Origin of the sequence: Streptomyces sp. NPDC102274, assembly GCF_044766385.1 — a bacterium.
Lineage (GTDB): Bacteria > Actinomycetota > Actinomycetes > Streptomycetales > Streptomycetaceae > Streptomyces.
Window position 1 is genome coordinate 1 of record NZ_JBIWLW010000078.1, and the last position, 13,207, is coordinate 13,207.

The window sequence follows — 13,207 nt, forward strand, 5'->3', positions numbered from 1 at the left end:
GACGAGGCACGCGGGCCGAGGGATGCCTCCGTTACCAATCACGGACAATTCCGGGAGCGTTCACGGACAACTCTCCGCCAGCAGCGGCCGGAACCGTCGCCGCAGTGCCCGATCGAGGCCCGCAAAGCCGAAGCCGGTATCCGGGAAAGCAGCCTGGACGAAGGGGAGGAGGACCTGCTCCCCGAGGTCGGACAGGGGGCTCAGATTGTGTCGTTGCCCTTGTCGTCCGTGCCGCCATCGCCGAAGCATGGACCGGGTTCTGGCGGCTCTCCCCTGGTCCGAACGCCAACCCGGCTCCACTCGGTCCCATGCTCGTCGACACCTTCGAGGACAAGCTCAAGGTCATCGCCGACGATTTCGATCGAGCATGGCCAGGACTGGGAGCACTTCTTGGGCGAATTTCTCACCGCCAGGAGTCAACCTGATGAGTTGAGAGTCGGGCGCGGTTTCCAGGAGTGTGGCGCCGACGGCCTGTTCGAGGTGGTCGACTTGACGGGCGAGGACCGCTTTTCTGTCGTCGAGGTGCTTGGCGGCGTGGCGTGGTTGAGATCGGCGTGCCCGGGGATCTCCAGGAGTCGGTGGACGCGTTGTTGGGCTCCGCGGCCGGCGAAGACAGTCCAGCTTGTGGTGGAGAATGCTTCCGGGCGGCCGCGGTCGGCGAGGATGTACTTGTGCGCGGTGATACCGGGGCAGATCGTGTTCGTGCTGCGCTGATGCCCCGTGACCTATTCCGCCGGGGCTTCGAGAAAGCTGTCCAGTACCGTCCTGAGCGACGCGGCGGCATGGGACCTCAACGTCCCGCCCTTCAGCTTCTCGGGGGGGGAGGACGTCGGCACGGTAGATGGTCAGCGACTCCTGACCCACCATGCTGTCACCCGGATTCGCCCTCAGAGACCTTCTCTTGGGCGGCACCGGCGGAGGCGGCCCGTCGGGCATCCTCTGCACCGGGACACCACCGACGCTCGCGGCACGGCCGGCTCTGTGCTGTTTGACCAGATCCGCCGTGGTGGCGTTGCCGAGGGTGTGCGGGAGGCTGAGCATGCGCTGAGCCTGCTGCTCAGGAGAGGGCGGTCGGTCTGCGAGGCGGCGGGACGGGCCGGGGCAGCTCTCACAAGGGGCGTGAGCCGGGCGCCCAGGCTGCGAAGCCGACATGGCGGCGAGGGCATTTTCTTTGATCCAGTGACGGCGGGCCACCCGCGTGTGCAGGGGCGAAGGCCGCGTAACCATCTCCGGGAGGTCGTCGCGCCACGCGAGTGCTGGGCCGAGCTCGCCAAACGGACGCGTACCGCCGTACGCGGCGCGGCGCCACTTCGCGAGAAGCTTGTCAGTTCCGGCGGACGGCAAAAGGCAAAGGTAAAGGCAAGGAGATCTCTCTCCCTGCCACTCTTAACGTATAGCGCGCTGGGGGGCTTGCGGCAAGACCCGGGTGGTGGCGCAAAATCGTCGGCCGAGGCCATAACCTGCGGAAATGGGGGCACGACGTGCGTGTGTTGTCGACGTATGGGGGACGCGCTGACGTCGAATCAGTGGTGGGACTGGCGGTGCGGTCGCGAGCGCTCGGGGCGGTGGTGCGGGTGTGCGCGCCGCCCGACTGGGCGGAGCGGTCGGCCGAGTCGTCAGAGGGAGGGCAGCCAGACACGAGGACGTGCCTGACAAGAGGTTCGACAGAGCTGGAGGCGCCGGTGATTCGATCGGCCACCGCAGTGCAACGGGACACGACTGCCTCGGAGGTATCGCGATGATCGAGCAGTACGTGTGGGATCTTCAAGAGGTCGACGAGACGCAGGTCGCGGTCGTCGGCGGCAAGGGCGCTCACTTGGGCGGGCTGTCCCGGATCGAAGGCATCCGCGTGCCGGCCGGCTTCTGCGTGACGACGGGCGCCTTCCGGCGGATCATGGCGGAAGCGCCGTCGATCGACGATCGGCTCGATCAGCTGTCGCGCCTGAACCCGGACGACCGGGAGGCGATCCGCGCACTCAGCGCGGAGATCCGCCGGACCATCGAAGGGATCGCCATCCCGGGCGATCTCGCGGCGGCGATCACCCGCACGCTCGCCCAGCTCGACGAGCCCCAGCCCGGCGAGCAGGCCGCCTACTCCGTCCGATCCAGCGCGACGGCAGAAGACCTGCCGACGGCCTCCTTCGCCGGCCAGCAGGACACGTATTTGAACGTCGTGGGGCCGGCGGCGATCCTCCAGCACGTCAGCCGGTGCTGGGCCTCGCTGTTCACCGAGCGGGCCGTGACCTACCGCCAGCGGAACGGCATCGACCACCGTACGGTCCACATGGCCGTGGTCGTGCAGCAGATGGTCTTCCCGCATGCGGCCGGCATCCTGTTCACGGCCGACCCCGTCACGGGCAACCGGAAGGTCGCCACCGTGGACGCCGGCTTCGGCCTCGGCGAGGCCCTGGTCTCCGGCCTGGTGAACCCGGACGTCTTCAAGGTGCGACACGGCGAAGTCGTCGCCAAAGCGATCGCCGCCAAACAGCGTGCCGTTCACGCCCTGGCGGCCGGCGGTACGCAGGAAGTGGCGATCGACTCGCAGCGGCAGAAGGAGCCGACGCTGACAGATACGCAGGTCGTACGGCTCGTGCAGCTCGGGCGGCGGATCGAAGCGCACTTCGGCCGCCCGCAGGACATCGAATGGTGCCTGGTCGACGATGACTTCCGGATCGTTCAGAGCCGGCCGATCACAACGCTGTTCCCCATCCCCGAGACCGGCGACCAGGAGAATCACGTCTACCTCTCCGTTGGTCATCAGCAGATGATGACCGACCCCATGAAGCCCCTGGGGCTCTCCGTGTGGCAGCTGACGGCCATGGCGCCGATGCACGAGGCCGGCGGGAGGCTCTTCGTCGACGCCACCCGGCGTCTGGCCTCGCCCGCGAGCCGCGCCGGCCTCCTGGACGTCGCGGGGAGATCCGATCCGCTGATCAGGGACGCTCTGGAGACCGTCCTCGACCGCGACGATTTCGTCCCGTCGATCCCGGACGCGGGTCCCGGCGGGACGCCGGCCAGGGGCGCGTCCGCCCCGATCGAGACCGACCCGGCCATCGTCGCCGGGCTGATCGAGCGCAGCCGGGCGTCCATCGCCGCCCTGGAGCGCGACATCCGGACGAAGACCGGACCGGCGCTGTTCGACTTCCTGCTGGAGGCCTTCGGGGAGCACAAGCGAGTCCTCAGTGATCCGCTGAACCTTCAGGCGGTCATGGCGGGGATGGAGGCCACGTGGTGGCTCAACGACAAGCTGCGGGAGTGGCTGGGCGAGAAGAACGCGGCCGACACGCTCACGCTGTCCGCCCCCGACAACGTCACGTCGGAGATGGGACTGGCGCTGCTCGACGTCGCGGACGTGATCCGCCCGCATCCGAAGGTGGTGGCGTTCCTGCAGGGCGTCGAGGACGAGGGCTTCCTGGACGAGCTGGCGAAGCTCGCGGGCGGGACCGAAGCGCGCGACGCCATCGAGTCCTACCTCGACCGGTACGGCATGCGCTGCGTCGGCGAGATCGACATCACGAGGCCACGTTGGCGCGAGCGCCCCACCACGCTCGTGCCCGTGATCCTCGACAACGTCAGGAACTTCGAGCCGGGCGCCGCCGAGCTGCGCTTCGAGCAGGGGCGGCAGAAGGCGCAGAAGAAGGGACAGGACGTGCTGTCACGCTTGCGGACCCTACCGGACGGGGACCGGAAAGCCGACGAGGCCAAGCGGATGATCGACCGGGTCAGAACCTTCATCGGGTACCGGGAGTACCCGAAGTACGGCATCGTCAGCCGCTACTTCGTCTACAAGCAGGCCCTGCTGGAGGAGGCCGAACGCCTCGTCCAGGCCGACGTGCTTCCTGAGAAGGAGGACATCTTCTACCTCACGTTCCAGGAACTCCACGACGTCGTGCGCTCGAACCAGGTGGATGACCAGCTCATCCAGCGGCGCAAGGACGCGTTCCGGTCGTACCACGCGCTCACACCGCCCCGGGTGCTCACATCGGATGGTGAGGCCGTCACCGGGGCGTACCGGCGCGACAACGTGCCGGGCGGCGCCCTGATCGGCCTACCGGTTTCCGCCGGGACCATCGAGGGAAGGGCCCGCGTCATCCTTGACATGGCGGAGGCCGATCTCGAAGCGGGCGACATCCTCGTCACGACCTTCACGGACCCCAGCTGGTCGCCGCTGTTCGTCGGAATCGCGGGACTGGTCACGGAGGTGGGCGGCCTGATGACCCATGGCGCAGTGATCGCCCGGGAGTACGGCTTGCCGGCCGTCGTGGGCGTGGAGCGGGCCACCCGGCTGATCCGGGACGGGCAGCGGATCCGCGTGCACGGAACCGACGGGTACGTCGAGATCCTGCCTTGACCGACCACACCGAGAAACCCCATCCGTAGCGTCCGACCACGCCAAGCAGTTGATGACCGCCCCCACGACCGCCGCCTGCGGAAAAGTCGCTTGGATACGGCGTACGTTCACTCACCTCATCACACCACCAGGCGGTGACAGAAGCACTCAAAGATTCATGAACCGCCCCCTCAGTGTGAAGTGACGGTGTGTCGGGCGTGCTTCGGAGCACGCTGCCGCATGACATGCATGAGGACGAGAGAGGCAACGACACCCGCGGCTGCGATCAAAGGCAGTGGTTTCAGATTTTGCGTCACCACAAGGCCACCTCCCCCTGCCCCTGCCCCTGCCCCTGCCGCGATGGCGATTTGCATGACCGATTGGTTCAAACTCATCAGCACGTCGGAGGCATCGGGGGCCAGCGAAGACACACGGATCTGCTGCGCGGAAGTGCTTCCCCACGCAGCTACGCCCCACAGCAGAACTGCGGCTACCGCGCCGCGAGTTGTGACTGCGAGCAGCGGGAGGGCGACGAGCACCAGCACATGGAAGGCTTTGGTCACGGTCAGCGTTCGATGAGCTCCGACGCGGTCTGTCAGGAATCCGCCCACTTGTATGCCCACGATACTCGCAAGGCCGAAGAGGAGCAGGACGAGGCTCACCGCGCCACCATCAAGTCCGACGACGCTGACCAGGTATGGCGTGAAATACGTGTTCAATGCCGCATAGCCACCGAGCCAGAGAAAAGTGACCGTCAACCCGAGGACGGTGCGCGAGCCGGCCAGCAGGGCGAGTTGGCGGCGAAGCGGCACAGGGGTACGCGGAGCGATACGAGGGAGGGCCATCCACACTATGCCCGCCACGAGTACCGCAAGTGCGGCGTTGAGCGGGAAGGTGGTTGTCCAGTCCCAGTGTTGGGCGACGGCGCGCCCCGCCGGCACTCCAAGGACGAGCGACGCGGTCACTCCCATCATGACGGTTGCGACCGCTCGGGCGCGGCGTTCCGGAGCCACGAGGCGTACCACGACGCTGAGTGCCGTGACGACGATGAGACCGGTACTCGCCGCCATAACGACCCGGAGCGCCATGATCGTCAGGAGGGTGGGGCTCAGCCAGGACACGAGGTTCGTGGCCGCGAAGACGAGCAGAGCCGCTGATATGAGAAGGCGGCGATCGACACGCGCCGTCATCACGACAAGAGCAGGGGTTATGAGCCCGTATGCAAGGGAGAAGACGGTGACGAGCTGGCCCGTGGTCGCCTCACTGACTCCGAGCCCTTGGGCGACGAGGTCAAGCTGCCCCGACAGGATGTATTCGGCCACCCCTGCCGTGAACGTTGCACAGAAGAGCACGGCGGTGATCAGCGCGGGACGGTGTTTCACGGATATTTTCCCGGGTTCATGGGGGTATGAATGGTGATCGATTTCGACTCATGAGGATTGCTGGGCGTACATCGATCGGAGAGTCGTCGGGAGCCACGGGGGCCTCCTGGCAGCGCGGGACCGGGCAGGTCCGCTCAGCCACGAGGCCCCCACGGCGTGCGGGCCGCTCCGGATCACCGACCTCGGCGGCCGGGTGCGGCTACAGATGCGCTGCCAGGAACGGCAGAACCACGTCGGCCATCTCGTCGGGTACTTCCTCTGCGAGGTCGTGGCCGGCGTCGAAGACGTGCCCGGTGACGTCGTGGGCCATCAGCCGCATCTGGGACTCGTTGCGGTCACCGATGAAGGCCGAGCCGCCGAGCGCCAGGACCGGGATGTCCAGCTTCTTCTGCGAGGCCTGCCGGTTCTGTTCGGCATCGACGAGCATCGCGCGGTAGATCGAGAGCATCGCGCGGATGCCGCCTGGCATGGAGTAGCAGCGCACGTATTCGTCAACCGCGTCGGGTGTGGCGGTGTCGGGGTAGCTACGCTCGTACTTGATCATGTACGTGATCAGCTCGCGCTCGTGCCCGGAGATCAGCATCTCCGGCACGTCGGGCTGGAAGTAGAAGCCGAGATGCCACAGGTGCATGCCACGGGAGACGTTCTCGGCGGTAAGGGCCGTGTGGTCCTCGAAGCCGAATCCGGGGAACAGGGCCTCGGCGAAGACGAGAGCGTTGACGCGGTCGCGGCGTCGGGCAGCGAGCTGGTAGCCGATCACCGCTCCCCAGTCCTCGCCCACCACGGTGTACGTCTCGTGTCCGAGGTGCGTCATCAGCTCGTCGATGTCGTCGCTCATCGTCGCGGAGTCGTAGCCGTCCGCGGGGCGGGCGGAGTCGCCGAGACCGCGGAGGTCCGGTGCGACGACGGTGTAATGGGGCGTCAGCTTCGGAAGGAGGTGGCGCCAGTGGTAACTGGTCTTGGGCACGCCGTGCAGCAGCACCACCGCGGGGCCGGCGCCGGCCGTCCGGTAGTGCAGACTCGTTCCGTTGACGGTGGCACGGCCGCTGCGGACGGGCGTTCCCTCATGGTCGAACATCATTTCCTTGCGTCCTTCCCAACTTTTCCTGGGTACTTCGTGGTGTGGGGGGGTCAGTCGCCCTGCGGGGGGGTCGGCAAGGGCCACGAGGCGGCTCGGTCCGTTGCCCTCCGCGGCGGTCCGCGGCGGTCCGGGAAACGGGACGGCCGGCGGGTTACAGGGGGACGTTCTCCGGGCAGAGCCGGCCGAGCAGTGCCAGTACGACGAGGTCGTACTGGCCGGTGGCGTCCAGGGTGGCGTCGCCTGCTTCCGTCCACACCAACCCCGGTGTGCGCAGTGTCGTCCACAGGTCTGCGGTGCGGGGCGCGTCGTCGGTGGGTGCGTCGCATGCGGCGTGGTCCGGTCGGTGGGCGAAGCGGTGACCGCACGGGGCCTGGACGAGGTCGACGCGGGCGGTGGTGCCGCCATGGGTGACCTCGATGAGGGCGGTGCGGGTCCCGTCAACGACCGGCTCTGTGGCGGTGAAGGATTTTCGAGCGGTCAAGGTGGTGCCGGCCGCAGGAAAGGTGTTCCAGCGACTGCCGCCGAGAGCGGACACACTCGGCATGGATGCGACGGACATGGGTCCTCCGAAGTCTTTGTACGAGGCAGGGGGCGAGTGCGCTTGGCGCTGGCTGTGCCAGCTGCAACACTTTTTATGGAGCGACCGCTACAGATTCCAGGCGTGAACGAGCGCAAAGAAATCGACCAAGAGCGGCGAGACCGTCGGGCACGCCGACCTCACCGATCCCCATCCTTTATGGAGCGATCGTTACGGATTTCGGGTATGAAAAATCAGTCAAGTGCCGACATCGCGACATCCACGAGAGGTTCAAGGGTGCGGCTGTCCGGCGTGATCTTCGAGGAGACCAGCAGTCCGTTGAGGACGGTGACGATGAAGGCGGCGAGAGTGTGCGCGTCATGCCGTGACGAGATCTGCCCCTCCGCCGCCGCGACACGCAGCACCTCGGCAAGGGCGTCCCGGCTGGCATCCTGCACATCCCGAACGATGCGCCGGATCGACGGATCCTTCGGCAAACGCTCACAGGCGGCGTTGACCACCAGGCAGCCCTGGCCGTCACGCTCGACAGCGATGCGCACCCGCTCCATCAGCATCGTACGGATCGCCGTGCGGGCATCCGCCCCCTCCTCCAGGCTGCGCAGGGCAGCCGCCGCGAGGGTGGTGCGGTAGCGCTCCAGCGCGGTCCTGTACAGGCCGCCCTTGTCACCGAACGCCGCGTACAAGGACGCCTGCCCTATGCCCATATGCTGAGCCAGGTCACGCACCGAGGTCGCCTCGTAGCCGCGCGTCCAGAACAGCTCCATCGCGCGGCTCACGGCCGCCTCCGTGTCGAACTCTCGGGTCCTTGCCATGGCTCCACCGTAACTTATCTAAAGCGAACGCTCAAGAAAGCGTGATGGCCCCGCCTTGCCCTCAACCACGAGGTCGAGCCCTTCGGTGAGCGAGTTTCCCCCGGTGGTCAGCGCGCAGTGCCCATCATGAGCGAGGTTCCTCGCCTTCTGCTCCCCCGCGCCGGTGGAGAAGTACAGCCCCCCGTCGTGCCAGGTGGCGATCACTGGGGTGCCATGCAGCCGGCCGTCGGATCGCACCGTGGACACCCAGAAGATCTCGGCGGCCTCCAACTGCCGCTGGGCCTCGGCCCACTCGGTGGCGGTGACGTCCACGGCACCCGGGCGGGGATCGAGCGCCGAGCTATAGCGGGCATCGAGCTCGGTCCTGGGCCGCTTCGCGGGTCCCTTTGTCGGCATGGCGGATCTCCCTTCCTCTCCCCCATAACGACCGGCTGCCCGCGCGGAAATCACCACCACGCCCGTTTGTGTCCGCCGCCACCCCCGATCAGGGACAGCTACGGTCCCCAACAACCCGACGCCGCACTCGCGACACAAGCACTCAGTGGCCAACTGACATGCTCGGTCACCCGTTGTTGTGACTGAGCCTTCCGGCTGGCCACTCCGAGCATCACAGTTGGCCGTCGGCCTGTGTTGCCCGTGTCGAGACAGCCAGACACCACGGGAGCGCCGTCGTACGAAGCCGTCCCATTGAGGGTTGGCGGCGGGTGCCAACGACCCGCCTGCGGGGTTACGCCCAATCCGTGGCATCGGAGAAAGATCGTCCCATGAACCAGGCCCCAGCCAGGGTGAGGACGCCCACGGTGCTCCAACCCATCACCCCCATCGGGTTGAGCCCCAGAAGGTTGAACGCAACCATCAGATACGGCACGGTCAGCACCAGCCAGCCCCCCAGCAACGGGAAAAGCCACAGCCCGAAAACAGTCGGCCACGAGCCGCCCAGCAACATCCACCAGAGGAACAGCCACCCCGCGGACGCCCACTCGGAGGATGTCAGAAAGATCTCGGTGTGGCCTCGGGTCACCATCCGCACCACTTCTCCACGCCAGATGCGCAGCTCAGCCGGGTCTCCACGGTCCACCGCGCGGTAGGTGCTCTCGTCGACTCTCAGCGACTGCGTGCGCTGCCCGAAACGGACGTCCACGCTGTAGTTGGTGGTGCACGATCTGAGCCCGTTGCTGTCGGTGGTGCACGACTCGCTCCAGTCCGTGCCGACGACCTCGCCCATGGTCTCCGCGACGCAATCGTCGGCGGTCTCCCACTGTGTGCCGACGGGACACAGTGAGGCGTTCCTGTACACCCTGACAGCCTGAGAGTTCGCTTCGGCACGATCCGCACACACGACAAGCCCCGGCACTGCGACGGCGAGAATCAGCACACGCAGAAACACCAGAAGCCCCACGTCACGCCGCCTGGACCAGCGTCTGCCGCCACGCACCACTGTATGACGCCCTCCCCCTCAACACCACGGACGGCCCGCTCGACCGAACCAGCCTCTGCCATCCCGGCCAATGGAGGCAATAGCCGCGTCGCGGCGGCAGCCGCTCGCTACCCACTTCGCCGCTCGAAGAATCCGGATCACAACCGGACACGGTCGGCGAGGAGTCTCGCTCTCTCACAACTACTCATTCATGAGGGCCCGTTGGCGTGGTCGCCCTTGCTGAAGATCGTACGGATCACCGACTGACGCGGCTGGAGTCGGCGGGATAGTCGGGCAGAGCCACGGTGCTGCTGACTTTGTCACCCAGCTTGAGCATTCCATTCATGAACAGGGGGCGGGACAGCAGAGCGTTGCGGAGGCGTATGCCGGTAGCGCTGCCGGGGGCCAGGAACTTGCCGGTGCGGTCGCCGCCTGCCTGACAGCCCTTGGCGTACTTGCGGAGTCTGCTCTCGTACCGGGTGAAGGCCGTCCTGTACTCGCCCTGAGCTCGCGCGAGTTCGCCGGCCAGCACGTAAGCGGCGACCACTGCGGTTCCCGTGCCCATGCCGCCGACAGTGGCCCCGCAGGCGGCATCGCCGACGAGGCACACGCGGCCTGTGGACCAGGTGTCCACGTCCACACGGCTGATCGAATCGAAGTAGAGGTCGGGCGCCTGATGAAGGGAGTCGAGCAGACGGGGTACCTCCCAGCCGAGACCGGAGAAGGCGTTGGTGATCAACTCCTTCTGCTGTTCGCGGTCACGCCGGTCGTACGACAACTCAGATGCGGCGAAGACGAGGAATGCCCCTGCCCGTGCCGGGTCCCGGTGGTCAGCACCGATGGAGGCGAGCCGCCCCGGCGCGTTGTAGCCAACCGAGCCCTTTTTGAGCCCCGGGTAGTTTTCGTTGGGCAACTGCCATGTGGCGGCGTAGTAGCCGAGGTGGCTTACGTAATTTCCCTCCGGGCCGAAAGCGAGGTGGCGGACGTTGGAGTGCAGCCCGTCCGCTCCGATCACAAGGTCGAAGTCGCGCGCGACACCGCTTTGGAAGTCGACCCGTACGCCGGAGGGGGTCTCGGTGAGGCTGGTAATCGAGTCGCCGAAGATGTACTCGGCGTAGGGGGCGCTGTGTTCGTACAGCACCCGGGCCAGGTCTCCGCGGAGGACCTCTATCTCGCCGCCGGCGAACTCGGCGGGCAGTTGCAGCAGCGTTCGGCCACCTTCGTCGACGAAGCGCATCGGGCTGCCGCCGGTCTGGATGCGATGCAGTTCAGGAAGCAGCCCCATGCGTTCCAGCACGGTCAGGTGTGTCTCGCCGCGGAAATCGACGGCCTGACCGCCCTCGCGCAGGGCCGGGGCCAGCTCGACGACGGTGGGGTTGAAGCCCTGGCGTCCGAGCCAGTAGGCCAGCGCCGGGCCGGCGATACTCGCGCCGGAGATGAGGACGTTCTTGTTCACGGGCTCCTCTTTCCAAAAACTGTGTCCACTGGACACTGATGATTACTGTGTACCATAGACACAGTTGGATTGATTCGACAAGGCAGGGCAGGAGGGGAAGCGTGGGCGACGAGCACGCCGAGACGGCGCGGCTGCTGTGGCGGCCGCACCCCAAACCCGCGCGGGGCCCCAGGCCGACACTCGGCCTGGACCGCATCGCGCGGGCCGGCATCGAGATCGCCGACTCGGACGGGTTGGCCGATGTCTCCATGCAGCGGGTCGCCGCGCAACTTGGCGTCACCAAGATGGCGCTGTACCGGTACGTGCCGGGCAAGGCTGAGCTGGTCGCGCTGATGGTCGACGCGGCGATCGGCCCCTACCCGACAGCAAAGAAGGCGCGTGGTGGCTGGCGGGAGCAGCTGGAGGACTGGGCCGGCCAGTTGTTCACCGTCTTTTGCCAACACCCCTGGGCGCTGGAGGCCACCATCGGGCCGCGGCTCATGGGGCCCGGAGAGTTGTCCTGGCTGGAGCGTGCCGTCTCAGCATTGGACGGTACGGGGCTGAGCGGTGCCGAACGGATGGACGCGGCTGTCCTGCTGGTCGGTCACGCACGCGGCATCACCCAGCAAGCCCGCGCAGCCGGCCCCGCGGGCAACCCCGAGGCCCAGCTCGACGCCGTCCTCGGCGAGCTGATGCAGGCACACGGCGAGCGATTCCCCGCGCTGACCGCGGCCCTCGCCTCGGCAGCCCGATCCGGCGGGCAGGATCAGGCATGGGAGTTCGGCCTACAGCGCATCCTGGACGGCTTGGCCGCTCTCATCGACCAGCGCACACGATGAGTGCGATGCGCATCGCGCCGTGTCGCCGCTGGACCGTTGCTTCGCCTTGACGAACTGTCGACCGCCTCGGGCGCATTCCGGCCGGCGGTGGCTGGCGCATGCACGGTGTGGGGACCGATGCCGCCCGCGCCTCCAAACGCACCGGTCCGGGGCCGGGAAGCCCACACCAGACTGCATCATGGATGAACTCATCGAGCCGATGGCCAGACAGGGGGTCTCGGCGCTCGGGCGCGGTGCGCCAGGGGTAGATTCGCAGCCGGTCCGCTCATTCATGATGCCGCGTGGCGTCAGGCTTCTCCATGGGGGCGTATATGGTCTGGTCGCGTCTACGGCGTAGGCGGGCGGAGGTCACGCTTCCGGGTCCGTGCGGGCACCACCGGCACACCATCCGCACTGGGCGTCTGCTGCTCTACACACCTGACAACCTGCTGGACCTGGCGGCCGCGGCGGCGGCCGCTTCGGACGACCAGGCCCAGCGGTGGCTCGGGTTCACTCCCCAACAGGTGGTGGTGGATCCTGAAGTCAGACAGGCTCTGACCGAGATGCGTCCCGGCGACAGACTCATTGAACTGTCGTCACTTCCCGGGCATTTGACCCAGCCTTACGAGCCGCAGCAGCGGGAGGACTCGGTGTTGCTGGTCGCCGTGCGCCTGGACGACGGCAGATACGCAGGCTGCGTCGACCTGGCGGTCGGCGAGGGTGCGATCGGCGGATGGCTGGCGCCCCATTCCCGTGGACAGGGGCTGGGCGCGGAGCTGTTCGGGGCGGGGGCGCTGCTTGCACACGCCCACCTGGGGCTGGACACGGTGCGGGCAGGCACGGAGGTGGGCAACACGGCGAGTCGAGGAGCCTTGCTCCGGGCGGGTTTCATCCCGGGTGAAGGGCCGGCCCAGCACACGCTGGCGGACGGCCGGGAGATCGATGCCTGCTGGTACCGGCATCTGGACGGACCGGTCTCTCGGTGCCGCGGCGCCGGGCAGGGGAAGAAGGAAACACCGACAGTGACCTTCGCGCACCTCACCGAGCCCGACCAACGCTGACGGTACCCCCGGCTCCGGTAGCGTGCAGTCGGCCGTCGGCCGTCGGCCCGTATGAGCGCGAACACCCTGGTCACTCCAGGCCCCCAGGGTCGGGGACGTCGCGGAGGCGTGTGATGCCTTGGCGCCCCCGTATCCCATCCCTGTCGCCATGCCGGTCGCGGATGAATGCGGAACCCACACGCACAAAGAAGCCGCCACCCAGTAAGATCCAAACTGGACGGTTTTTTTTGGGCACGGTTTTTTTTGGGCTCCGGGCCCACAAGTCAGAGGAGACACACGTGGCGAAGCAGGACCGGGCGATCCGCACACGCCAGATCGTCCTGACAGCAGCGG

Annotated in this window: 9 protein-coding genes and 1 pseudogene; 3 read left to right on the plus strand and 7 right to left on the minus strand. The window is 67.2% G+C overall.

What is annotated here, in order from left to right:
- Window positions 1-1,738 precede the first annotated feature (1,738 nt).
- Complete coding sequence (gene rph / locus ACIRQP_RS41140) at window positions 1,739-4,351, plus strand: rifamycin-inactivating phosphotransferase (protein WP_403900421.1); 2,613 nt, start codon at window positions 1,739-1,741, stop codon at window positions 4,349-4,351.
- A gap of 170 nt (window positions 4,352-4,521) precedes the next feature.
- On the opposite strand, the gene ACIRQP_RS41145 is transcribed toward rph, so the two are convergent.
- The 7 genes and pseudogenes from ACIRQP_RS41145 to ACIRQP_RS41175 form a co-directional block, all read right to left on the minus strand.
- Window positions 4,522-5,712, minus strand: a complete 1,191-nt coding sequence (locus ACIRQP_RS41145; RefSeq protein WP_403900423.1) for an MFS transporter — start codon at window positions 5,710-5,712, stop codon at window positions 4,522-4,524.
- 199 nt (window positions 5,713-5,911) lie between these two features.
- Window positions 5,912-6,793, minus strand: a complete 882-nt coding sequence (locus ACIRQP_RS41150; protein WP_403900425.1) for an alpha/beta fold hydrolase — start codon at window positions 6,791-6,793, stop codon at window positions 5,912-5,914.
- 151 nt (window positions 6,794-6,944) lie between these two features.
- Window positions 6,945-7,352, minus strand: coding sequence for a hypothetical protein (locus ACIRQP_RS41155; protein WP_403900427.1), 408 nt, complete (start codon window positions 7,350-7,352; stop codon window positions 6,945-6,947).
- 212 nt (window positions 7,353-7,564) lie between these two features.
- Complete coding sequence (locus tag ACIRQP_RS41160; RefSeq protein ID WP_403900429.1) at window positions 7,565-8,143, minus strand: TetR/AcrR family transcriptional regulator; 579 nt, start codon at window positions 8,141-8,143, stop codon at window positions 7,565-7,567.
- Window positions 8,144-8,188: 45 nt separating this feature from the next.
- Window positions 8,189-8,539 (minus strand): annotated as a pseudogene (locus ACIRQP_RS41165) (pyridoxamine 5'-phosphate oxidase family protein); the annotation flags it as partial.
- Between the two features lie 331 nt (window positions 8,540-8,870).
- Entirely contained in the window at window positions 8,871-9,542 is a 672-nt protein-coding gene (locus ACIRQP_RS41170; RefSeq protein ID WP_403900431.1) for a hypothetical protein, read from the minus strand.
- A gap of 274 nt (window positions 9,543-9,816) precedes the next feature.
- The gene (locus tag ACIRQP_RS41175; RefSeq protein ID WP_403900433.1) at window positions 9,817-11,016 is read right to left on the minus strand and encodes an FAD-dependent monooxygenase; all 1,200 of its coding nucleotides are present in this window, start codon (window positions 11,014-11,016) and stop codon (window positions 9,817-9,819) included.
- Between the two features lie 101 nt (window positions 11,017-11,117).
- Here ACIRQP_RS41175 and ACIRQP_RS41180 point away from each other — a divergent pair, with 101 nt between their 5' ends.
- Both ACIRQP_RS41180 and ACIRQP_RS41185 read left to right on the plus strand, forming a co-directional pair.
- On the plus strand, window positions 11,118-11,834 hold the full coding sequence (locus ACIRQP_RS41180; protein WP_403900435.1) for a TetR/AcrR family transcriptional regulator: 717 nt from the start codon (window positions 11,118-11,120) through the stop codon (window positions 11,832-11,834).
- 311 nt (window positions 11,835-12,145) lie between these two features.
- Entirely contained in the window at window positions 12,146-12,874 is a 729-nt protein-coding gene (locus tag ACIRQP_RS41185; protein ID WP_403900437.1) for a GNAT family N-acetyltransferase, read from the plus strand.
- Window positions 12,875-13,207: the final 333 nt, after the last annotated feature.

Excerpts from the sequence above, each read along its gene's own strand:
- ACIRQP_RS41150 (WP_403900425.1), bottom strand. The coding sequence starts at position 6,793 with ATGATGTTCGACCATGAGGGAACGCCCGTCCGCAGCGGCCGTGCCACC.
- rph (WP_403900421.1), top strand. The coding sequence starts at position 1,739 with ATGATCGAGCAGTACGTGTGGGATCTTCAAGAGGTCGACGAGACGCAG.
- ACIRQP_RS41160 (WP_403900429.1), bottom strand. The coding sequence starts at position 8,143 with ATGGCAAGGACCCGAGAGTTCGACACGGAGGCGGCCGTGAGCCGCGCG.
- ACIRQP_RS41155 (WP_403900427.1), bottom strand. The coding sequence starts at position 7,352 with ATGTCCGTCGCATCCATGCCGAGTGTGTCCGCTCTCGGCGGCAGTCGC.
- ACIRQP_RS41185 (WP_403900437.1), top strand. The coding sequence starts at position 12,146 with ATGGTCTGGTCGCGTCTACGGCGTAGGCGGGCGGAGGTCACGCTTCCG.